Raw genomic sequence first — 23,306 nt, forward strand, 5'->3', positions numbered from 1 at the left:
CATGAAATTTGTCACTTGTCCGCATATCGGCAAACGAGCGTTGAGCGAATTCACCTATGGTGGCGAATTGCGCGTCGAGCCGGATATCGAAACCGTCTCCGACAAACAGTGGACGGATTATGTGTTCCATCGCCACAGTGAGCCGAAAACCCAGCAGGAGTGGTGGTACCACCGTCCGACCGGCATGTGGTTCATCTTTACCAGAAACACGCTGACCGATCTGATCAGTCAGGTTAAAGTCGCAAGCAGAGGGGCTTTACATGAAGCTTAGATTGTCGCCACAGCCATATGAATGGCTTGACCGCAAACAGATCATCGAATTTGAATTCGAGGGTGAGGTCTACGAGGGATTCAAGGGTGACGTGATCAGTGCGGCTTTATGGGCCAATGGCGTGAAAACGCTCGGCAGAAGCTTCAAGTATCACCGCAGAAGAGGCCTGTTGAGTTTAGCGAACCACGATATCAACGCCTTGTTCCAGTCAAAAGATTATCCGAACATCCGTGGCGACGTCACTCCGATTGAAGATTACATGAGCGTCCGTGCCGTCAATACGTTCGGTTCTTTGAAGCATGACAAGGGAACCCTGGTCGAATGGATCGGCAAGTTCCTGCCCGTCGGATTCTACTACAAGGCGTTCTATTCACCGAAGTTTCTGTTCCCGAAATGGGAGTCTCTAATTCGTACCATGGCGGGATTGGGAACGGTCGATACCGACTGGACCGAAGAGCGTAAACCAAAGCGTTACCTGCATTGCGACGTGGCCGTGATCGGTGCCGGTCCGTCCGGTATGGCGGCAGCGTTGAAGGCGGCTGAACAGGGTGTGGACGTTTGTCTGATCGATGAGAATCCGGTTATCGGCGGTTCATTGGATTACCAATTTGCCAACGAGCCGGATTTGGGTGCAGAGCGTAAACGTCTCAAGAAAGGCATCGCTTCCCACCCTAAAATTCAGGTCATATCGTCTGCATACGTGGCCGGATATTACGGTGACCATTGGCTAGCGGTGAATACCCCGCAAGGGTTGATTAAAGTCTCAGCACAAGCGGTTGTTGTGGCGACCGGTGTGTTCGAACAGCCTGCGGTATTCCGGAACAACGACCTTCCCGGTGTGATGAACGCCAGTGCCGCACAACGTCTGATCAGCCGCTATGCGGTGAAGCCTTGTAATACAGCGGTGGTGTTGACGGCCAATGCCGAAGGCTATCGTGCCGCTCTGGATATGAAGAAGGCGGGCATTGAAGTCAAAGCGATTCTTGATACCGGAGAACGCCATTGCCGTTGTGTGCAAGAAGCCGAAAAAAACGGACTGGTGATCTATCACAACGCCGAGATGGTTGAGGCAACCGGAAAGCAGTCACTACAAGGCATCGTATTTAGGGAAAGCGGCCATGAAAGAGCTTTGGAGTGCGATGGCTTGTTGATGAGTGTCGGCTGGGCTCCGGCAGGTGCACCAATCTATCAGGCCGGCGGAAAGTTTTCTTACGATGAAAGGCTTGAACAGCTTTTACCAAGTCAGTTGCCGGACGGCGTTTTCGCCTGCGGACGGATCAACGGGGTGTTTGATATCGAACATCGTATCCAAGACGGCGAGCAGGCCGGTTTGAATGCTGCACTGTATGCATCGGACGAGCCGGTACCTGATTCGATGGATTTGCGAGCGACACAGGCGCACTCGCACCCGTACCCGATCTGGGAGCATGAGAAAGGTAAGAATTTTGTCGATTTCGACGAAGATTTGCAGCTTAAAGATTTGAAGGGCGCCATCGCCCAAGGGTTCGATAACATCGAACTGATGAAGCGTTTCTCCACCATCGGTATGGGACCGAGCCAGGGGAAACACAGCAATATGAATGGTATCCGCATACTGGCAAAAGCGCGCGGTCAGTCAATCGACGAAACCGGATCGACCACCGCACGCCCGATGTTCCACCCGACGCCGGTATCGCATTTGGCGGGCATGCGTTTCAGACCGGAACGGTTGACGGCGATGCATACGTTCCATCAGCGTTATCAGGCTAAATTCATGGAAGCGGGTCCGTGGCTGAGACCGGAATACTACCGAACAGGCCTGCCGAGAAAGATGTGTATCGAATCCGAAGTCAATTCGGTGAGAACCTCTGCGGGATTGATTGACGTGTCTACGCTGGGCAAGTTGGAGGTGTTCGGTAAGGATGCGGCGGAATTAATGGACCGTCTCTATACCATGCGTATGTCGAACATGAAAGTGGGCGCAAGCCGTTATGCCTTGATGGTCGATGATTCCGGCGTGGTGATCGATGACGGTGTCGCGATCCGCTACAGCGAAGAACATTTTTATGTAACCACAACGACAACCAGTTCCGACAATGCTTACCGAATGATTCAGAAGAAAGTCATCGAATGGGGCTTGAGTGTAACGGTTCTAAACCGTACCGGACAGTTGGCGGCGATGAATCTGGCCGGGCCGAACAGCCGCAAGATTTTGGCGAAATTGACCGATCTGGATTTGAGCAGTGAGGCGTTCCCTTATCTGGCGATGCGCCAGGCGACGGTTGCCGGTTATCCGGTCACGTTGATTCGCGTTGGTTTCGTTGGGGAATTGGGGTATGAGATTCACGTCGACTCCGCTTACGGTTTGCGGGTGTGGGAAGCGATCATGAAAGCCGGCGAAGCTTTCACAATCAAGCCTTTCGGTGTCGAGGCCCAGCGTCTGTTGCGTTTGGAGAAAGGGCACATCATCGTCGGTCAGGATACCGACGGCCTGACCAATCCGTATGAAGCGGATATGGGTTGGGCGGTTCATCTGAAGAAGCCGTATTTCATCGGTAAGCCGAGTCTCGCGAAATTGAAAGAGATGCAGTCGCGTACTCTGGTCGGATTCGAATTTCTTTCGGTGCAGGCGGAAGACGTGCCTTTGGAATCGAATCTGGTCATCGAAGACGGTGAAATGGCGGGCCGCATCACCAGTATCGGTTATAGCCCGGTGCTTGGTAAGCACATCGGCTTGGCGATGGTGGACGTCGCGCTGAAGGAAGTTGGAACGTCGCTTCAAATCCGTTTGAGCAACGGCAGAATGGTGAAGGCCAAAGTGGTCGAAACGCCATTCTATGATCCGCAAGGTTTGTTACAAATACCACAAGATCCAGAAGAATTGTCGCAGGAGAGTGTCGCATGAGCTTGGCCTTGAGATTGAAAAGTTCTGAAAACCTGTTGCACCTTAGAGGTGCGAATCTGTACGAAGTGTTGGCACGTTTTGAGGCGTCGGATCTGGAAATGTTTCGCTATAAAAATTTAGCGAAAGATCAATTTATTGCAAAACTCGGAATGGAAGAACTGTTGATCTGTTCCGAAATCGACCTGTCGGACTCGCTTGAGTCGGGTCAATACGCATTCCAAAGAGGGGATGCCATGTTTGAGCTGTCGGGAGACTGGAAGGCACTGATGTCGGAGGTATGTATCTACGATTTCAGACAGAGTCGTCCGGGCGATTTCCTGATGGCTTCAGTGGCCGGTGTGTCGGTCTGGATGTTGCTACCTGAAGCGGATGAACCGCTGATTTTGGGTTGCGATCCAACTTACGGCCATTACTTGTTGAGTACGCTGCAACGACAGCTGGAAGAATCCCCTTTTTTAAATATGGAGTGAACAATGACAATCGAAGAAGCTAAGGCGTTTTTGGAAGAAAACCAAATCAAATTTATTCTGGCGCAGTTCGTGGATATCCACGGGGTAGCCAAGACCAAATCGGTGCCGGTGCATTGCCTGGAATCGATTGTCGAAGACGGCGCCGGGTTCGCCGGGTTCGCTGTTTGGGGCTTAGGCTTGGAACCGCATCAGGACGATTACATGGCGAAGGCCGATCTGAGTACGTTGAGCATTGTTCCTTGGCAGCCGGGTTATGCCCGCGTCGCTTGTACCGGTTATGTCAAAGACGAGCCTTATGAATACGACACGCGTCATATCATGGAGAAGCAGATCGCACGATTGTCCGAGATGGGCTGGACTTTGAATACCGGTATTGAGCCGGAATTCAGTCTGTTGAAGCGTGACGAAAGCGGCCATGTGGTGCCGTTCGACGACACTGATACGCTCGACAAGCCTTGTTACGACTACAAAGGTATGTCGCGTTCACGCGCTTTCCTGGAGAAGTTTGTTGATTCCCTGCAGCAGGTCGGTTTCGATGTCTACCAGATCGACCATGAGGACGCCAACGGCCAGTTCGAGATCAACTACACCTATTCAGATGCGAAAACCTCGGCGGACCGCATCACGTTCGTAAGAATGGCCGGGGGCGAAATCGCCAACGATATGGGCATGATCTGTTCGTTCATGCCGAAGCCGAATGCCAACCGTACCGGTAATGGATTGCACTTCCACCTGTCGATCACCGACGACAAGGGCAACAACCTGTTCAGTGACGATTCCGACAGCAACAATTTGGGATTGTCAGAAATGGCTTACCACTTTCTTGGCGGCCTGATCCACCACGCCAAGGCGATCTGTGCCTTCGCCGCACCGACTGTTAACTCTTATAAGCGTCTGGTGGTTGGGCGTTCGCTTTCCGGAGCGACCTGGGCGCCGGCATTCATCAGTTACGGCGACAACAACCGCTCGGCGATGGTGCGAGTGCCTTACGGTCGTCTTGAATTCCGTCTTCCGGATTCAGGCTGTAACCCTTACTTGGTGACGGCGGCAATTATCGCAGCGGGTATGGACGGAATCGCCAAGAAGCTTAGCCCGGGTGAACCACGAAACATTAACCACTACGACCTGTCGTTCGAAGAGTTGAAAGAGATGGGTATCGATACCCTGCCGCAGTCTTTGTTTGAAGCGTTGAATGAATTGGAAGCGGATTCCCTGTTTGTCGAACAGTTCGGTGAGAACTTCATCGAAGAATTCATCAAGATCAAACGTATGGAATGGGTCGAGTATCAGAGACACGTATCGGATTGGGAATTGAACCGTTACGTCGAATATTTTTAAAGGAGAGCGAGTATGTGCGGAATAGTTGGACTTTATTTGAAGAACCCGGACATGGAAAGTCAGCTCGGTGAGATGTTCGAGCCGATGCTGCTGGCCATGACCGACCGGGGGCCGGACAGTGCCGGTTTTGCAATCTACGGTGACGAGGTCTCTACAGACATGATCAAGTTCACCCTGCAGCATGCCGACGAGCATTATCCGTGGCATGACCTGGCCGGTAAGCTGGAAGAAGAGTTCGATACGCCGGTGTCGGTACTGCACAACGCGAATGCCGCAGTGCTTAAATTTGAAGCGGAAGAGATGGCGGCCCGTGAAGCGATCGAGAAGTTCGCGCCAGACGTCAAGATCATGAGTGCGGGTCGTTCGATCGAGATTCTTAAGGAAGTCGGTCTGCCGGAAGTGATTGCCAAGAAGTTCAACCTTAAGGGCATGAAAGGCTCGCACATCATCGGTCATACACGAATGGCGACCGAAAGTGGCGTTTCCATGGAAGGGTCACACCCGTTTTCGACCGGTAAGGATTTGTGCCTGGTGCACAACGGCTCTTTGTCCAACCATAACCGCTTGCGTGAAGAACTGAAGAAGAAAGGCATTCACTTCGAAACCGAAAACGATTCCGAAGTGGCGGCCGGTTATCTGACTTGGCGTCTGCGTGAAGGCGCCAGCGTCGAAGAAGCGTTGGAAAGTGCTATCGAGGATTTGGACGGGTTCTTTACTTTCACCGTAGGGACTCAGAACGGATTTGCCGTGGTGCGTGATCCAATCGCCTGCAAGCCGGCGGTCATCGCCGAGACCGATGACTATGTTGCGATGGCATCCGAATATAACGCTCTGTCTACCTTGCCGGGTGTCGAATCGGCGAAATTGTGGGAACCGGAACCAGGCAAAGTCTACTTCTGGGGCAAAGGCTGATAAACAACCCGTTTAAGCAATGAGGAAAAATCATGGAATTCGATTTAAAAAAACAAACCGTTAGAGAGTTGAATCAGGCCTTGCACGATTTGCCTGAAAACTCCCAGGAAACGGTGGTGGTAAATAACTTGAGCGGAGAACACAACGTGGCGGTCGGAATGGACAGGCCTGCTCAGGTGACAATCAACGGTCATGCGGGTTATTTCTGTGCGGGCATGAACCAGAAAGCAGACATTACCATCAACGGTAACGTTGGGCAGGGTGTGGCTGAGAACATGATGTCCGGCCGGGTTCACGTCAAGGGAAATGCTAGCCAGTCGGCCGGTGCGACCGCGCACGGCGGACTGTTGGTGATCGACGGCGATGCAGCGGCTCGTTGCGGGATTTCGATGAAAGGCATTGATATCGTCGTTAAGGGTAACGTCGGCCATATGAGTTCTTTCATGGGTCAGTCGGGCTGTCTTGTGGTGTGCGGAGATGCGGGCGAAGCCCTAGGTGATTCGCTGTATGAAGTGCATATCTACGTTAAAGGCGAGGTGGCTTCCCTGGGTGCGGATTGCATCAAGAAAGAGATGCGTCCTGAGCATATCGAAGAATTGAGCGGGTTGCTTGAAGCGGCCGGTTGCGAAGACAAGCCTGAAGATTTCACCCGATACGGATCCGCAAGACAGCTTTATACCTTCAAGGTGGATAACGCGTCCGCTTATTAATGGCGTTAAATCAAAAGAATACGAAAAGGAGTCAGACATGACTGTTAAACAACCAGGATTGATTGAATCGGCAACCTTCTCCCGTGACGTTATCCATGAAATTCAACGCGCGGCCGAGACCGGTATTTATGACATTCGAGGATTCGGTGCGAAGCGTAAAGTCCCGCATTTCGATGACTTGCTGTTATTGGGTGCGAGTATGTCGCGTTACCCATTGGAAGGTTACCGTGAGAAATGTGGAACCGATGTGGTTTTGGGGACGCGTTTCGCTAAGAAGCCGATCAAGCTAGACATTCCAATCACCATTGCCGGGATGAGTTTCGGGGCGCTTTCCGCCAATGCTAAAGAGGCATTGGGGCGCGGTGCAAATATGGTCGGAACCAGTACCACAACCGGTGACGGCGGTATGACGCCGGAAGAGCGTGGTAATTCAAAAACGTTGGTTTACCAGTACCTACCTTCACGTTACGGGATGAACCCGGACGATTTGCGTAAGGCGGATGCAATCGAAGTGGTATTGGGTCAAGGTGCCAAGCCGGGCGGTGGCGGAATGCTGTTGGGCCAGAAGATCACCGACCGTGTCGCCAAAATGCGTGACCTGCCGAAAGGGATTGACCAGCGAAGCGCCTGCCGTCACCCTGACTGGACCGGTCCGGACGATCTGGCGATTAAGATCCAGGAGCTGCGAGAGATCACCGACTGGGAAGTTCCTATTTACATCAAGATCGGTGCGACTCGTACCTATTACGACGTCAAGTTGGCGGTGAAAGCCGGTGCGGATGTCATTGTTCTTGACGGTATGCAGGGTGGTACGGCCGCGACGCAGGATGTATTTATCGAGCACGTCGGGATTCCGACGATGGCAGCCATTCCTCAAGCTGTGAAAGCGTTGCAGGAAATGGACATGCACCGTAAGGTCCAGCTGATCGTTTCAGGCGGTATTCGCAGCGGTGCCGATGTGGCTAAGGCGATGGCGCTGGGTGCCGATGCGGTGGCGATCGGTACGGCGGCTTTGGTTGCTCTTGGGTGCAACCACCCTAAATGGAGCGAAGAATATCAGAAGATCGGTTCGGATGCCGGTTTCTACGACGATTATCATGAAGGTAAGTGTCCGGCGGGGATTTCAACACAGGATCCTGACTTGATGGCTAGATTGAACCCGGAAGAAGCGGGTAAACGTTTGGCGAATTACCTTAATGTCTTAACGATGGAAGCTCAGACTTTGGCGCGTGCTTGTGGGAAGTCTCATTTGCATAACCTGGAGCCGGAAGATTTGGTGGCCTTGACGGTTGAATCGGCTGCGATGGCTGGCGTGCCTTTGGCGGGTACCGATTGGATTCCGGGGCAGGTTCGTTATTAATTTTTACCTCAGAAGGTGTTTCAGCCGGTAAGTTCCAGCCGGTTTTTTAGGGCGGATAAGCGAAATGTTTTTCCGCCCTTTTTTTGTTATTTAATATTGTATTTAAATACGCCCAGATTGGTGGATTGCCAGCCTAGGTGTTCATAAAAGCCGATGGCCGCTTTGTTATCGAGGTCGTAGACCAGTTGGGCGCGAGTGCATCCTTGGCTTTTACACCATTCCAGAATGCTTTCAAGCAGTTGCTTTCCTACTTGTTTCCCGCGAATGTCGACAGCGACCACAAGATCCTCTATCCAGGCTGACTTTGCCCCTTCCGCCGTTGAATAAACCCACTGCGCACTGCACATACCTACAACGCTTCCATCGTATTCGGCCACCTGAAAACGGCAGTTGGGATCGTCAAGAAGCATGCGTATGCCTTTCATCTGTTTGTCGGCTTCAAAGGTGAAATCTTCTTCCAGTGCAAACAAGGAGCCAAGCAGTCCGACCATTTGCGGTATGTCTCTGGTGTTGGCGGGTCTGATGTTCAAGTTCATGTTTTGTTTTGTATCCTTCTCAAAAATGTTTAATCGACCAATCCGGTTTCGTCAGGCCTGGTTGATTAAGCATATCTGTTGTATAAGTCATCTAAATTAAAAAAGCCGCAATAAATTGCGGCTTTTTCGATTTGCTATTCTCTTTCCAGAGTGATTAGTTTTTATTAGCAAACTCAGGGTATGCTTCCATACCGCATTCTTCAACGTCAAGACCTTCAAGTTCTTGATCTTTTGAAGGACGAAGCCCCATCGTTTTCTTAATGATGTATAGAACAACGAAAGAAGCGATGAACATCCATGCGAAAGTAGCAACCGTACCGATCAACTGACCCATGAAAGTCGCGTCGGAGTTACTGAATAGAACTGCGAAGATACCCCAGATACCCGCTGTACCGTGTACAGAGATCGCACCTACAGGATCATCCAGTTTCATCTTATCGATAGCGATAACAGACAATACTACGATCAGACCACCTACGATACCGATGAACAGAGCCAGACCAGGAGTCGGAGCCAAAGGTTCAGCAGTGATCGATACAAGACCGGCTAGTGCACCGTTGATCGTCATTGTAAGGTCAGTCTTACCGAAGATAGCACGGCCAAGCAATGCAGCAGCGATCATACCACCGGCAGCAGCAGCGTTGGTGTTAACGAAAACAGCCGCTACAGCGTTTGCTTCATCAACGTTCGAAACCATAAGTTCTGAACCACCGTTGAAACCGAACCAACCCATCCATAGGATGAACATACCCAATGTCGCCATTGGTAGGTTAGCACCAGGAATCGCGCGGATTTCACCATTTTCGCCGTATTTACCAATACGAGGACCGACTAGGATAACCGCAGCCAAAGCAGCCGCTGCACCAGCCATGTGTACAACAACGGAACCAGCGAAGTCTTGGAAGCCTAGCTGATCCAACCAGCCGCCACCCCATTTCCAGTAACCTTCCATCGGGTAGATGAATGCAGTCATAACAACCGCGAAGATAAGGAAAGGCCAAAGCTTCATACGTTCTGCAATTGCACCGGAAACGATAGACATCGTAGCCGCAGCGAATACTGCCTGGAAGATGAAGTCAGACATTGCTGAGTAGTAAGGAGCACCTTCACCACCGGCAACAACAGCGTCAACAGTATGGTCAGCACCCAACATGAATGAAATGTCAGGGAAGTATGCACTAACAGGATCGCCAGGGTACATGAAGTTGTAACCGACGATTAAGTACATCGTACATGCAACGCTGTAAAGCAACGCGTTCTTAGTTAAGATTTCAACTGTGTTCTTGCTTCGAACCAGACCCGCTTCCAGCATTGCGAAACCGGCGGCCATCCACATTACAAGCACAGCGCTCATTAAAAAGTAAAAGGTATCCAGTGCGTAGGATAACTGTAATAAATTTCCTTCCATAATTTACTCCAAATTCGCTTATAAAGCTTCTTCCCCTGTTTCTGATGTACGCACTCGAATGACCTGTTCTAATGGCAAAACAAAAATTTTCCCGTCACCGATCTTTCCTGTACGTGCTGTTTCCGCAATGCAAGTGACAACCTTTTCCAAGGCGTCGTCTGACACTGCAACCTCGATCATAATCTTGGGTACATAGGAGATTTCATACTCCGCCCCTCGATAGATCTCTTTTTGACCTTTTTGGCGACCATAACCCTTAACTTCGATCGCAGTAAGCCCGTAAGTACCTAATTCAGACAGGGCATCACGAACATCGTCCAACTTATAAGGGTTTATGATCGCTTTAATTAAATTCATATACGATCTCCTCCGACAAATGAAAATAATGAAAAAGAGCCAACTTACTGATTGAAAAAGTAATTTGGCTCTAGATGGGTATGGAACAAATACCCGCAACTGACAAGATAATTTAATGCCAGTAAAAAAATATCTATAATAAACAACAGGTTGTTGTTATTTGGAGGGGATTTGCGTATTGAGGAAGGATTTTATGCACCAGAATGACGGGTATAAATATTACTCTGGTGCATTGTTGTCATAATGAATGATATTCAAAAAACGGATTGGCACTTCGATCAGTTCTTCCGGTCCGTGTGAGATTTGTGCGTTATAGGTTAAAGAGTCGCCGGGTTTCATGTGATAGGTCTGTTTACCGTGACGATAGATCATTTCACCTTCGAGTAGGTACATGAATACCGTTCCTTCATGACTGAAAGCGGGAAAGATTTCACTTTTGTTGTCGAGAGAAATCAGGAAGGGTTCGAAGGTTTTGCGCGGACCGGTGTCATAAGCCAGTAACTGATAAGTATGCCCGACTTTGGTGCCTCTGCGAACTACTTCCAATGCTTCGTCAGCTTTGACTAGTTGGGCACCGCCTTCTTCTTCGGAGTCGAATTCTTTGAAGAAAGATGAAATGGGAACACCAAGGGAGCGCGAGATTTTTAGTAATGAGTCCAAACTTGGAGAGACTTGAGCGTTTTCGATTTTGCTTAACATTCCACGGCTGATACCGGATTGATCCGAGACTTCGGCGATGGTTAGGCCTTGTTTTTTTCTGACTTTATTGACGACTTTACCGATGTAGACATCGAGAGATTGATTCTGCTTTACGCTCATAGAGTAATTGCCTTAACACAGTTTTTTGTTATTAAGTTAAGTGGGATTATACAGAAAATGACGCAGGGGCTTAATAAAAGATACTTGAAAGATGCTTGAAGGGTAAACCGGAACCGGTTAGTTGTTTGATTTAGAGAGAATAATGGTGTTTTGAGCGGATACAGGGATGGAATAATTTGGTCGTAACCTGTATGAGATAGTTACGACCAAATTTAAGGAATTAGTCTAAAGCGGTCAAGATCGCTTTTTCAACATCCGCAATGCTTTGGGTGCCGTCTACTTTGACGTATTTCAAAGAGGCATCAGCTTCCGCCATTTTGGTGTAGTAGTCGATCAGAGGCGCAGTCTGTTCATGATAAACATTCAAACGGTCTTTCACGACTTCCGGCTTGTCATCATCACGTTGAACTAGCTCTTCACCGGTAATATCGTCTTTACCTTCCTCTTTAGGCGGGTTGTAAACGACGTGATAGGTTCTGCCAGAAGCCAGGTGTGCACGACGACCGGACATACGGTTAACGATCTCTTCATCCGGTACGTCGATTTCAACGACGGCATCGATGTCCACGCCTGCTTCTTTCAAAGCGTCGGCTTGAGGGATGGTGCGAGGGAAGCCATCCAGTAGGAAACCGTTTTTGCAGTCGTCTTCAGCGATACGGTCCTTAACCAATCCGATGATGATTTCATCCGTGACCAGCTTACCGGCGTCGATAAATTCTTTTGCCAGTTTACCCATTGGCGTGCCCGCTTTGATCGCGGCACGCAGCATGTCGCCAGTCGAGATCTGTGGAATATTGAATTGTTTGGTTAAGAATTGAGCCTGAGTGCCTTTACCGGCTCCCGGTGCGCCAAGAAGAATGAATTTCATTGGAATTTCCTGAGGTTAAGTGAATAATCGGTTCAAAATATGCGGCATATTATACGGCTATACGACGAGAATTAAAGTGCCGTAGATCATGTGTCCTAAACGGCTGACGGATTTGATGACAAGAGTTGCGTAATCATCTTTTCTGCCTGGTGTTCGTAATGGCCGCCGAATAGGTTGAAGTGGTTCAGAATGTGGTAGAGGTTGTAGAGCGGTTTTCGCTGTTGATAGCCTTCGTCGATTGGAAAGACTTCGTTGTAGCCAATGTAGAACTGGCTTGAGAATCCACCGAACAGTTCGGTCATAGCCAGATCGGTTTCACGGTCACCGTAATAGCAGGCCGGATCAAAAACCACCGCATCGCCCTCGGTGGTGAAGGCGCTGTTACCACCCCATAAGTCTCCGTGTAGCAGTGATGCTGCAGGTTGATAGTTGTGGAACCACTCCGGAAGTTTCTCAATCAACTGAACCCCTTGGTCGTACAAAGAACGGGATGCGCCGCGTAATTGCGCCAGTTCAAGTTGTGGGCGAAGACGTTGTTCGCCGTAGAATCCGATCCAGTCTGAGTGCCAGTGGTTGGATTGTAGGGTATGGCCGATGTAGTTGTCTTCAAACCATCCGAAAGGTTGCGGTTTGTGATTGATATGGTGGTGCATCAGTGCCAAATCGCGTCCCCGCTGTGCATCGTCACCGTGCGATGTAAGTTGCAGATGTTCCATTAATAACCAGGCCTGTTCATTATGCAGTCCATAACCGATTGGCTTTGGGCACAGAAAGCTGTGGGAGTGTGTGATAGCTTCGAGGTTGTGCGCTTCGGTTTCAAACATAGGCAGGGATTGAGCGCGATTGAGTTTGAGGAAATAGTTGCCCTCGGAGGTATGCAGCTGATAGGCCTGGTGAATATCACCGCCGGCCACTGGCGCGGCGGTTTGAATTTGGATTTCACGCTTTAGGGTTGTGCTTAAGGTGTTGGAAAATTCGGACCAATCCATCTGCTTGTCTCCCTTCTGGTGTGTTTGGCTTCGCTACTCGAAAAGTTCTTCGGTAATCTGACGAATCTTGGTTTGGGTGATGTCCGGAACCTCAGGGGCGTTGTCCGCTTTGAACACCTCGAAGAACGCACCCGGAGTATCCGCCGGAACCGCTTCACCGGTATCCGGATTGATCGGCACATTGACCAGTCCGTCCGGACGGGCAAACGGCACGTTCGGGGAATCGGCCAAGGCGACTCGCATATAGTCGATCCAGATAGGCAAGGCCGCGCGTCCGCCGACCTCGCGGCGTCCCAATGTCGAAGGCTTATCGAAACCTACCCAGACCGTGGTCACGACATCGGGATTGAAGCCGGAGAACCAGGCGTCTTTCTGCTCGTTGGTGGTTCCGGTTTTACCGGCGATGTCTTCACGTTTTAATACGTTTGCTTTGCGGCCGGATCCGTAACGGATAACGTCTTGCATCAAAGACGTGGTCAGATAAGCGGTTTGCGGACTGATGACGCGCGGTGCGCTGTTCGGATCGTCTTCCATGCACTGTACCGCACAAGCGGTTTTCGGTTGTGCTCGGTAGATGACGTCGCCGTTGAAATCACGCACTTCTTTGATCAGGTATGGCGTGATCTTATAGCCGGTATTGGCGAAGGTCGCATAGGCCTGCACGATTTGCCAAGGCGTGAACTGTGCGCTTCCCAAGGCCAAAGACAGATCGCGGTGTTTGTTCATTTCTTCCTCTGGCAGCCCGAACCGTTGGACGTAATCGATGGTGTAGTTGATACCGATACGTCTTAATAGTCGGATAGACACCAGGTTACGTGAATAGGCCAGCGCTTTTCTCAATCGGGTCGGGCCATAGAAACGCCCCGAATAGTTTTCCGGACGCCAGACATCTTCAAGCGCCCGGTCATGGAATACCACAGGCGCATCGTTGATGACGGTCGCAGGTGTCAGACCCTTATCGAAAGCAGCCGTGTATAAGAAAGGCTTAAAGTTCGAACCGGGCTGACGCTGTGCCTGAACCACGCGATTGAATTTACTGCGGAAATAGTCGAAACCGCCTACTAGGGCAAGAATCTGCCCATCTTTAGGTGCTACGGAAATCAAAGCTGCTTCCGTCAGCGGATCCTGAGCCAACTGCCAGCGGCCATCTAGTTCCTGTAGGTAAATAATGTCGCCGACTTTCAGGACATCTTCCGGTTTGCTCGGTTTGGGCCCCATTTTATTGACGTCAATATAGGGGGAAGCCCACTCCATTGTTTCGAAAGGAATGCTGACGATCTTGCCGTCCTGCATCATTACTTCGGTATCGGTTTTGGCGAAACGGGTGACGATTCCGGTTTCCAGGTGCCCGTATTTCGGAATTTCGTTGAGCGTGTCCAGCATCTGAGTCTGATCCGTCATTTCAGTCGGTGTCAGGTGTTTGACCGGCCCGCGGTAACCGTGGCGACGCTCGTATTCCTGTAAGCCGTTGCGAACCGCCTGGTTCGCTTCGTTTTGCAGACGGCTGTTGATGCTGGTGACGATGGTCAAACCTTGTTTGAGTGCATCTTCCCCGAAGTGTTCGATTGCGAAACTGCGGGCCATTTCGGCAACGTAACCGGCTTCAATGTCAATGCGTGCGCCGACGCGTTTGGCATGGACTTCGACGTTTTGGGCCTCGTTCATCTCTTCTTCAGTGATGAATCCTTGTTCATACATGCGGCGCAACACATAGTTGCGGCGAAGCTTGGCGCGTTCGGGATCGGCAATCGGGTTGTACGCGGAAGGTGCTTTTGGCAACCCGGCGATCATCGCATATTCGTCAAGCGATAGTTCGTTGATAGGTTTTCCGTAATAGGTCTGTGCCGCGGCCGCTACTCCGTACGAACGGTAGCCTAGAAATATCTTGTTAAGATAGAGCGCCAGGATTTCCTGCTTGCTGATCTCATGCTCGATTTTATAGGCGAGAATGATTTCGTTGAGTTTACGTAAATAGGTCTTTTCCTTGGTCAGAAAGAAGTTTCGTGCAACCTGCATGGTAATGGTCGAGCCCCCGGATTTCTTGCTTCCGGTGGTGACTAACTCATAGACGGCTCGCGCCAAGCCTTTGAAATCGACCCCGCCGTGTTCAAAGAAGCTCTCGTCTTCGGCAGAGATAATAGCTTGGGTCATGCGTTCCGGAATTTCGGTATAGTCAAGCGGGATTCGTTTCTTGGTACCGATTTCGCTGATTAATTTGCCGTCTTCACTGACAATACGAAGCGGTACCTGGTAGGTAACGTCTTTCAGGGAGGTGGCATCCGGAAGGGTTGGATAGACTGTGAACACATAGAATGTCATCGCCAACAAAGGTGTAACGATGAAGCTGAAAAAAGCGGATAGCCAAAGGAAGCGTTTGAGTTTACGTTTCGGTTTTTTTGGGGCTTGCTGCTGTGATTCAGGTGGTTGAGGGGTCGTGTCGCTCATAAGTGCTCTGGTTGTGGCGTTTTAGCTTGGTTATTAATTAGTTAGACCTTTAAACAAGTCGTCATTATACCTATTTATTGCCCGAAAAGGCATTTGCGGCGCTAAAAGTAATCCTTTGCCAGAACGCAAAAACCCAGCGTTTGCTGGGCTTTTTAAACTCGACTTGGCTCTGTTACAGAGCTGGGTACTTAAGAGTTTTTGCTGTAACGACCGGTTTTGATGTCGCTCCACATCATATATAGGTTTCCGACTACGATGAAAGCAATAGCAGAAACGACACCGATCACACCGATAGCAACCTGTAGGGATTGAGGAAGAATATCAGCCCAAATTCCTAGTAGGACAGCCAAAGGAATGACAACCGCTACAACGATGGTCAATAGCATTTTTGTTAAATTACTCATAGTAATGCGCCTCAGATAAATATTATTGGTTTTATAACAGTTGGAACTATACTTTTCTTAAGGTCGAATTTCAAATAAAAATGATTGATTTCAATCAAGAAACGTTACTGATCAAATCTTGGTTTTGAAAACAAATTATTTGATTATTCAATATTTTGCACCTGTTCTCTCATCTGTTCGATCAGCACTTTGAGTTCGACGCTGATTTGTGAGGTGCGGCTGTCTGCAGACTTGGAACCCAGTGTATTGGCTTCGCGATTGAGTTCCTGCATCAGGAAATCCAATCGGCGGCCGATGGCGTCTTTCGATTCCATCACGTGGCGGACTTCGGTCAAATGCGTGCGCAGGCGATCCAGCTCTTCTTGCACGTCCAGTTTCTGGGCCAAAATGGCAACTTCCTGATGCAGTCGCATTTCGTCGAATTCTTCCACTAAGGTTAAGATGCGTTCCCGTAGCTTTTCGGTCTGGGTTGCGATGATTTCGGGTAATAAGCGTTGAGCTTCGTCGACATAATGGGCGATGGCGTCGCAGCGTTCCAGAATGATTGCTTTCAGGGCGGAACCTTCTCGCAGGCGGTTTTCGTTCAGAGCGTTCAGGGTGTTCTGTAAGCCTTCGAAAAGTTCCGCTTCCTGTTGCTCCAGAGCGGATTCATCCACTAGTTCACTGCCGAGCACGCCGGGCCAGTTCAGAACTTCCAAAGGATTGACCTGAGTGGCTTCCATTAGAGTCTGTTGCACTTCACATATTGCTTGGGAGAGGGGCTGCAAAACCGATTGGTTCACCTTAAAGGCTTGTTGGGATTGATTGTCGGAAACTCTAAGGGTGACTTCGACTTTGCCTCGGTGCAGATTGTGTTTAATCTGCTCGCGGATTTTCATTTCCAGATGACGCTGGTTCTCCGGCAGCTTGAAATAGGTCTCCAAGAATCGTTGGTTGACCGAGCGGATCTCCCAACTGAAATTGCCCCAGTCTGCTGTATTTTGCGTGCGTGCGAAAGCGGTCATGCTTTTCATCGGATAGACTCCATCGTCTTACTCACGAATAACTCGTTGGTTTATAATGCGATTCATTCTACCGCTTATCGGGGGAAGTAAACAGTGGTAGCGCTTATCGAAACCGGTAATCGTTTTAGGGTTAATGTGAACAGGCAGGAGTAGTGAATGAATCAGGTGGTGTTGGCGACCGGTAATGCGGGCAAGATCAAAGAGATGTCGGAAATCCTTCAGCCTTTGGGCTGGGGTGTGAAGCCTCAATTTGAGTTCTTTGAAGGTGAAGCGGACGAAACAGGCCTTTCGTTCATCGAGAACGCGATTTTGAAAGCGCGCTTTGCCTGCGAACAGACCGGCTTGCCGGCAATCGCCGACGATTCCGGTATTGAGGTTTCGGCGCTACAAGGGCGTCCAGGTATCTATTCCGCCCGTTATGCGGGAGCGAAAGCCAGTGACGAAGAGAATCTTCAGAAGTTGTTGGCTGATATGGATGAGGTGCCGTCGTGTATGCGTCAGGCGAGTTACTATTGCGCGATGGTGTTCTGCCGTCATGCCGCCGATCCGACGCCGTTGATTGGTCTGGGTCGTTGGAAGGGTGAAATTGGTCACGAACCGAAAGGCGATGGCGGATTCGGCTACGACCCGATATTTGTACTGCCGGAATTTGGAAAAACGGCGGCGGAAATCTCCAAGGAAGAGAAAAACAGTGTCAGTCATCGAGCCCAAGCGTTGAATGCGCTGGTGGAGCAGATTAAAGAGCTGGGGCATTATTAGGATTTGATCGGGAATCTGTTTTCAAAACTGAACAGGCCTGGTCGGAATGATTCCGACCAGGCCTGTTTGTTTTTACGGATTTTTTGTCTTCGTTTTTTCGTCTATACCCAAACTTCTTCGGCGTATTCGACGATGTGCACGGTTTTGCGCATCTGTTCTTCGATGACTTGTTTGAAGATCTCCTGTTTGTCGCGTTCACCGTGAATCAGGAATACCTTGCCAAGGTGTTCGAATCCTTCCATCCATTGCAATAGTTCGCTTTGGTCGGCGTGCGCGGAGAAACCGTTGATCATGTGGATCTTGGCGCGTACCTTGATCTTTTCATGATAGATTCGGATCTCTTCCGCTCCGTCGACCAGAAGCCGTCCAAGAGTGCCTTCTGCCTGATAACCGACAAACAGTACACTATTTCGCTGGTTCCACAACCGGTGTTTGAAGTGGTGAAGGATGCGTCCGCCACTGCACATACCGCTGCCGGCAATGATGATGCAACCGCTCTCTTCGTCGTTGATGCGCATGGAATCCGCCGCTTTATGGCTGTATTCCAGATAAGGAAAATCGAAAACCGATCCATCACGCATGAAAAGTGCTTGGGCAGACTCATTAAGATCGTCATGGTATCGGTTGTAGATTTCAGTGGCGCGGATCGCCATAGGGGAATCCACATAAACTTTGCAAGGCGGCAGTTCGTCGTTGTAATACATCTGCTTGAGCGTTACCAGAATCTCTTGAGTTCGCTCAATCGCGAAAGACGGAATCATCACGTTGCCCTGGTTGATCAGGGTTTCGTTGATCGCCTGTTTGAACTCTTCGAGGCTGGATTCCAGACTGCGGTGGTTGCGGTCACCGTAAGTCGATTCGATGTAGAGCGAATCGGCGTATTTAACGTTTTGCGGAGCTGGCATGACCATATCTTTTTGGTTTCCTAGGTCACCGCTGAAAACCACGGTTTTGGACTCTCCGTTTTCTTTGAAATCAATCTGGATGCTGGCGGAGCCTAGAATGTGTCCGGCATTGCGAAAAGTTACTTCCACGTCTTTGGCGACCTGAATCGACTTGCCGTATTCGGCGTATTGGATGTTGAGATCGAACACGTCGCGAACGTCCTCGCTGGTGTAGAGAGGGTCCTTAACTTGATCTTCCTCGCCGCGACGTTGGGCTTTTTTCAGTGCGGTCTTGTAATCTTCTTCGGCAATCTTGGCGCTGTCGAGCAGAACCACTTCCGCCAGTTCCATTGTGGAACGCAGGGCTATGATACGACCGTCAAAGCCGTCCTTGACCAGTTTCGGAATGCGTCCGACATGGTCTAGGTGGGCATGGGTAATGAGAAGGATGTCTACGTCTTTGGGATTGAAATCGAATTGTTCGAAAGATCGTTTTTCGGCGCGGCCCTGAAACATGCCGCAGTCCACAAGAATCTGCGGCCCTTGCTTTAGTTGCAGAAAGTGGCAAGAGCCCGTCACGGTCTCCGCCGCACCGAAAGATTGAATGGGTGTCATAAGCTGTTGTTCCTGACGTTAAGTGATATAGCGTCACTATACCATTAGCCTTTGTATCAAGTCTTGAGCTAAATCAACCGGTTTTATTTATTGGTAATCCAGTGTGACGCTAACCCCTTTGTTGGTGATTAGGTAGTCACGACCCATACCGCTGTTGGCCATGGTGCCCTTGATGTTGTGCTGTCCGCGGACGACATGTCCGACCGGGATGGTCTGGCCGTTTTTGACGCATTCTGTTGAAGTTAGATTGTATTCGTAGCGTAAGCGACGTTGGTTAAGAAAGGCGTCGGCTTCGAAGATGCATCCTTCTGCCTGGCCTTCTGTGACCATTAATGAGACTTTTTGCGGGTTGCTCGGACTGATCTCGCCTACTACGGGATTAAGCAGGACGGCTCTGGTGGCCTGGTCTGCGTATGCAGGTAGAGTGGCGGTTGCGATCAGTGCTGTGAAGATTGGCTTTAAGGGCCGGATACGTAGATTCATCATTACTTACCTCCGCTAAATTCGTTGGCTGTTATGACAATTCAGCAAGACTTATCGATTGTCTTGCATGAGGCAATATATGGAGAGATCTTTTTCTCTTTAACCATATATTGATTGTGAGTATCTCTTAACATCTTAGTAAAAACAAGAATTAATTTTTATTTTGGGGTTATAAGTATAAATAATAGCTTTTTAAAATAGGGTTATTGCCCTTATGAAAGGGGGTAGAATATCGGCATAAACGGCAGGCCTGTTGATTTTATTTGAGAGTGTTTTGTGAATTTTACCCAGCCCATCCCATTGAGTTTGTATGTGCATTATCCGTGGTGTATCCAGAAGTGCCCGTATTGTGATTTCAATTCCCACACTTTGAAACAGAATGTGGACGAAGTAGCCTATATCGAGGCGCTATTAAAGCAGTTGGAGCAAACTTTACCGCAAATCTGGGGGCGGCCGATCAAATCGATTTTTTTTGGCGGCGGTACGCCAAGTCTGATTTCCGAAGCCGGTTTGAACCGTTTTCTTTCCCAAGCGCGCGCCTTGTTGGGATTTGGGCCGGAGATTGAAATCACTTTGGAAGCCAATCCAGGTACGGTCGATTTCAACAAGTTCGCAGGGTTTCGTGACGCGGGCATCAATCGCCTCTCAATGGGCATCCAGAGTTTTGCGGATGACAAACTTCAGGCACTGGGAAGAATCCACAGTTCCGCGGAGGCTCGAAAAGCAATCGAGGCCGCTCGCAATGCCGGATTCGAAAACTTCAATCTGGATCTGATGTTCGCCTTGCCAAACCAGAGTTTGGAAGAAGCGATCGCAGATATCGAAATCGCTATCGATTTTGAACCCCCTCACCTATCCCATTATCAGCTGACTTTGGAACCGAATACTCCTTTCTATAAACAGCCACCGGTTTTACCGGACGAGGATTTGGCGTGGGAAATGCAGCAGGCCTGCCAGAAACGTCTTGCGGATGCCGGATATGAGCATTACGAAGTTTCCGCATACGCACAACCTAATCGCGCTTGCCGACATAATATGAACTATTGGCAGTTCGGCGACTACATCGGTTTGGGAGCGGGGGCGCACGGTAAAATTACTTCACCGCCGGAAGGCAAGATTTGGCGAACCCAGATGCCGGCCTCGCCGGGTGGCTACATTGAGGAGATGGCTCGACCGAATCCCGGACGTACGACCTTGGTCGGTGATGAGGATGCGGTGTTTGAGTTCATGCTTAACGCGCTGCGTTTGCAGGATGGCTTTGATCTGGATTTATTCAATCTGAGAACCGGGTTGCCGTTGAGTTTGGTCCAGACACAAGTGGATGAGATGAAATCGAAAGATTGGGCGCGGATCGAAAATAACCATTTGCGATTGACCTCATTGGGTCAACAATATTTGAATGATGTGGTAGGGTTGTTTCTATGAGTTCACACGATGATACAAAACCAATTTCTTCCGAAAATATGGTTGATACCGAAGCGCCTGTAAAAGCGAACCACACCGCCAAGCTACTCAAGTGGTCGAGCCGCCTGACGATGGTGGGGGCGATTATTCCGATTTTGTTGTTTCTCGGGTTCGCCGCTGCAATCAGCCTGATCGATTTTAATCAGTACAAGCCACAGATTGAGCAGGAAGTGGCTCAACGGAGTGGGCATGAACTGAAAATCGACGGATCGATTGAAGTTTCGATGTTCCCTTTCACTTTTAGCATCGGCGACGTGGCTTTGAAGAACGAACCGGTTTTTGCCGAGGAGTTCGGTCAGCCGAACCTGATGTCGATCAAGCAGGTACGAGTCGAAGTTTCGTTATGGGATCTGTTCATTCATAAGCAGTTGTCGATTGTTGGTTTGGAGTTAGTCGAACCAAGTGCGGTGTTGCTGATTGATAAACATGGCAATAATTGGCATCGTCTGGCACAACGTATTGTACCGGGTTCCAAATTTGCAGAAGCGACTGTTCAGCGCCGTTTTGCGAATGCGACTTTAGAGGATCTGCCGAAGCTGTTTCGAGTGGCACAGGATCCGGCTATTGGAAACGCTCAAAAAAAAGCCGTTCCGACAGCAGAGGATTTAACGGGTGATGCAATGACCGGTGCGACGCCATCTGATTCGAACGCAAAAACGGCATCGATGACCGATACGGAAACCGGTGATGAAGAGGGGTTGTTCCGTTGGCATTTCGACAGTGTGGTGGTTACGAAAGGGCATTTTGAAGTGCAGGATTCGGTCGTTAACCATCAGGCGGTTATTTCCGATCTGAATTTGATGGCGTTTGACGTGACCCTTGGCAAGCCCTTTCAGGTGCGTACCGACTTCGCTTATCACAATACACTTCGTGAACGTCATTACGAGTTTGATCTGACGACGTATTTGGATATTAACAAGGAGTTTTCACGTTGGCGGGTGACCGATTGGCAGGGGGTTTTCAAATTGAAATTGCCTGAAAAGTACAAGGTGCCTGAAATGCGATTGGTGACCAAGGGGAAAGAGTTCAGTTTGAACTTGATTGATAATCAGATTCAAGTGAATCAGGCGCAATTAGACGCTTTGGGGTCGAGAATCACCACTTCGTTTTCAGGACAATATGGCGGCGAAGCGAACCTATACGGCGCGATGACCGTTAACGGCATCAATGTGCAGAGTTGGGGGCGACACCTAGGCGTGAAAATGCCTGAATTTGTCAATCCAAAGGCTTTAACTCAGGTTAAAGGTCAGGTTGACTGGATGTTGTCGGAAGATAAGTTGGATTTGAATAATGTTGAACTGACTTGGGACAATTCGACCCTGAAAGGACAGTTGTGGCATAAGTCTTCACCGGAGTCCGAATACGCTTTCGATTTTACGCTTGATAAGCTTAATTTGGATGATTACCGAGCTTATTCAACTTTGCTCCCAAAACAGCCGAAAGCATCTGCGCAAAAACAGGTTCCGGCCGATAAGTCCGAGTCACCAGCGAAGCCGGTTGAAGGTGATGTTTCGAAGAGGGAAACCTACTTGCCTCTGGCGGTGCCGATTTCCACACTTAGGGCTTTGAAAGCCGACGGTAAACTGGTAGTTGGTGAATTGGTGGCTTCGGGTGTGAAGATGCAAGACCTGACTATGGAACTGCATGCTGAAAAAGGTAAGCTGCAGTTGGCACCGTTCGATGCGAAATTGTATCAGGGACAGCTGGCTTCCAAGCTGGGGGTGGACGTGAATGGTTCGACTCCGGCATTCAGATGGCAGGGCAAGCTCCAGCAAGTGGATGTGGCCGCACTGTCGCAGGATGGTTGGCAGAAACGCCCGTTGGACGGGCGGATGAGTTCAACTTTCAATCTGGGGACACTTGGTAGTAACCCTCAGGCCTTGACCCAGAATATGAACGGCGATTTGAACCTGACTTTGAATGACGGTCATTTTTATGGTGTTGATGTCGACAAACTGTTGGCAGGTCAGGCGGTGAGTGAGAATGACAAGATGCCTTATGACAATATTCAGATTCAAGGATCCGTTCGTCAGGGAGTCTTCAAGAGCAAACAACTGTCCGTGAAAACGCCTAATTTCAAGGGAAGCGGTTCCGGAGCTTTGGACTTGAACAAGTCGACCATCGATACCAGCCTCAAAGTTTTGGTGACAAATCCACCGAAGTCTTTGCGGCATTTAAAAGGGATGAGGGTGCCGATCCGCTATCAAGGTCCTCTGGAGCAGGCGGAGTGGAGCGTAAATCTGCAAAGTTTGCTGAACGATCCCGGAAACCAACAGAAGCTGGTGAACCAGTTAAAGGCTTTGTTGCAGTAAGAGGGGGCTGACGG

21 protein-coding genes are annotated in these 23,306 nt (G+C 49.7%); 10 read left to right on the forward strand and 11 right to left on the reverse strand.

Going from position 1 to position 23,306, the window contains the following annotated elements; all coding sequences use genetic code 11:
* Position 1: 1 nt before the first annotated feature.
* The 7 genes from QCB45_RS08335 to QCB45_RS08365 are packed head-to-tail and all read left to right on the forward strand — an operon-like array spanning position 2 to position 7,945.
* Positions 2-271, forward strand: coding sequence for a sarcosine oxidase subunit delta (locus tag QCB45_RS08335; RefSeq protein ID WP_279420462.1), 270 nt, complete (start codon positions 2-4; stop codon positions 269-271).
* A complete protein-coding gene (locus QCB45_RS08340) occupies positions 261-3,155 on the forward strand; it encodes a glycine cleavage T C-terminal barrel domain-containing protein (protein ID WP_279420463.1) in 2,895 nt (964 codons plus the stop codon). The genes QCB45_RS08335 and QCB45_RS08340 overlap by 11 nt, the downstream gene beginning before the upstream one ends.
* Positions 3,152-3,625: a hypothetical protein gene (locus tag QCB45_RS08345; protein WP_279420464.1), complete on the forward strand. Its 474-nt coding sequence runs from the start codon at positions 3,152-3,154 to the stop codon at positions 3,623-3,625. Before QCB45_RS08340 ends, QCB45_RS08345 begins: the two co-directional genes overlap by 4 nt.
* 3 nt (positions 3,626-3,628) lie before the next feature.
* Entirely contained in the window at positions 3,629-4,963 is a 1,335-nt protein-coding gene (glnT, locus tag QCB45_RS08350) for a type III glutamate--ammonia ligase (RefSeq protein ID WP_279420466.1), read from the forward strand.
* A gap of 12 nt (positions 4,964-4,975) precedes the next feature.
* The gene (locus QCB45_RS08355; RefSeq protein WP_279420467.1) at positions 4,976-5,875 is read left to right on the forward strand and encodes a glutamine amidotransferase family protein; all 900 of its coding nucleotides are present in this window, start codon (positions 4,976-4,978) and stop codon (positions 5,873-5,875) included.
* 32 nt (positions 5,876-5,907) lie between these two features.
* On the forward strand, positions 5,908-6,585 hold the full coding sequence (locus QCB45_RS08360) for a protein glxC (protein WP_279420468.1): 678 nt from the start codon (positions 5,908-5,910) through the stop codon (positions 6,583-6,585).
* 37 nt (positions 6,586-6,622) lie between these two features.
* On the forward strand, positions 6,623-7,945 hold the full coding sequence (locus tag QCB45_RS08365; protein WP_279420469.1) for an FMN-binding glutamate synthase family protein: 1,323 nt from the start codon (positions 6,623-6,625) through the stop codon (positions 7,943-7,945).
* Positions 7,946-8,031: 86 nt separating this feature from the next.
* Here QCB45_RS08365 and QCB45_RS08370 read toward each other — a convergent pair whose 3' ends face one another.
* The 9 genes from QCB45_RS08370 to QCB45_RS08410 all read right to left on the reverse strand — a co-directional run bounded on the left by QCB45_RS08370 (position 8,032) and on the right by QCB45_RS08410 (position 16,784).
* Positions 8,032-8,481, reverse strand: a complete 450-nt coding sequence (locus QCB45_RS08370; RefSeq protein WP_279420470.1) for a GNAT family N-acetyltransferase — start codon at positions 8,479-8,481, stop codon at positions 8,032-8,034.
* A gap of 154 nt (positions 8,482-8,635) precedes the next feature.
* Positions 8,636-9,889, reverse strand: coding sequence for an ammonium transporter (locus QCB45_RS08375; RefSeq protein ID WP_279420471.1), 1,254 nt, complete (start codon positions 9,887-9,889; stop codon positions 8,636-8,638).
* Between the two features lie 18 nt (positions 9,890-9,907).
* Positions 9,908-10,246 (reverse strand): P-II family nitrogen regulator, encoded by a 339-nt coding sequence (locus QCB45_RS08380; protein WP_279420472.1) that lies wholly within the window; start codon positions 10,244-10,246, stop codon positions 9,908-9,910.
* Between the two features lie 219 nt (positions 10,247-10,465).
* Positions 10,466-11,065 carry a helix-turn-helix domain-containing protein gene (locus QCB45_RS08385; protein ID WP_279420473.1) on the reverse strand — a complete coding sequence of 200 codons (600 nt, stop codon included), beginning with the start codon at positions 11,063-11,065 and terminating at the stop codon, positions 10,466-10,468.
* A gap of 220 nt (positions 11,066-11,285) precedes the next feature.
* On the reverse strand, positions 11,286-11,933 hold the full coding sequence (adk, locus tag QCB45_RS08390; RefSeq protein ID WP_279420474.1) for an adenylate kinase: 648 nt from the start codon (positions 11,931-11,933) through the stop codon (positions 11,286-11,288).
* A 95-nt stretch (positions 11,934-12,028) separates the two neighbouring features.
* Complete coding sequence (locus QCB45_RS08395; protein ID WP_279420475.1) at positions 12,029-12,922, reverse strand: fructosamine kinase family protein; 894 nt, start codon at positions 12,920-12,922, stop codon at positions 12,029-12,031.
* A gap of 33 nt (positions 12,923-12,955) precedes the next feature.
* Positions 12,956-15,367: a penicillin-binding protein 1A gene (locus QCB45_RS08400; protein WP_279420476.1), complete on the reverse strand. Its 2,412-nt coding sequence runs from the start codon at positions 15,365-15,367 to the stop codon at positions 12,956-12,958.
* 188 nt (positions 15,368-15,555) lie between these two features.
* Positions 15,556-15,771 carry a hypothetical protein gene (locus QCB45_RS08405; RefSeq protein WP_279420477.1) on the reverse strand — a complete coding sequence of 72 codons (216 nt, stop codon included), beginning with the start codon at positions 15,769-15,771 and terminating at the stop codon, positions 15,556-15,558.
* Between the two features lie 143 nt (positions 15,772-15,914).
* On the reverse strand, positions 15,915-16,784 hold the full coding sequence (locus QCB45_RS08410) for a YicC/YloC family endoribonuclease (RefSeq protein WP_279420478.1): 870 nt from the start codon (positions 16,782-16,784) through the stop codon (positions 15,915-15,917).
* A gap of 147 nt (positions 16,785-16,931) precedes the next feature.
* Between QCB45_RS08410 and rdgB the strand changes: the two genes are divergently transcribed.
* Entirely contained in the window at positions 16,932-17,534 is a 603-nt protein-coding gene (rdgB, locus tag QCB45_RS08415; RefSeq protein ID WP_279420479.1) for an RdgB/HAM1 family non-canonical purine NTP pyrophosphatase, read from the forward strand.
* 101 nt (positions 17,535-17,635) lie between these two features.
* Here the strand turns inward: rdgB and QCB45_RS08420 are convergent, their stop codons facing one another.
* Both QCB45_RS08420 and QCB45_RS08425 read right to left on the reverse strand, forming a co-directional pair.
* Positions 17,636-19,033 (reverse strand): MBL fold metallo-hydrolase, encoded by a 1,398-nt coding sequence (locus QCB45_RS08420; protein WP_279420483.1) that lies wholly within the window; start codon positions 19,031-19,033, stop codon positions 17,636-17,638.
* Positions 19,034-19,120: 87 nt separating this feature from the next.
* Entirely contained in the window at positions 19,121-19,519 is a 399-nt protein-coding gene (locus tag QCB45_RS08425) for a hypothetical protein (protein ID WP_279420484.1), read from the reverse strand.
* A 273-nt stretch (positions 19,520-19,792) separates the two neighbouring features.
* Between QCB45_RS08425 and hemW the strand changes: the two genes are divergently transcribed.
* Together hemW and QCB45_RS08435 are read left to right on the forward strand one after the other, a co-directional pair.
* Positions 19,793-20,941, forward strand: coding sequence for a radical SAM family heme chaperone HemW (gene hemW / locus QCB45_RS08430; RefSeq protein WP_279420485.1), 1,149 nt, complete (start codon positions 19,793-19,795; stop codon positions 20,939-20,941).
* Positions 20,938-23,292, forward strand: coding sequence for an AsmA family protein (locus QCB45_RS08435; protein WP_279420487.1), 2,355 nt, complete (start codon positions 20,938-20,940; stop codon positions 23,290-23,292). Before hemW ends, QCB45_RS08435 begins: the two co-directional genes overlap by 4 nt.
* Positions 23,293-23,306 lie beyond the last annotated feature (14 nt).

It is taken from the genome of Thiomicrorhabdus sp. ZW0627 (genome assembly GCF_029767005.1).
Classification (GTDB): Bacteria; Pseudomonadota; Gammaproteobacteria; order Thiomicrospirales; family Thiomicrospiraceae; genus Thiomicrorhabdus.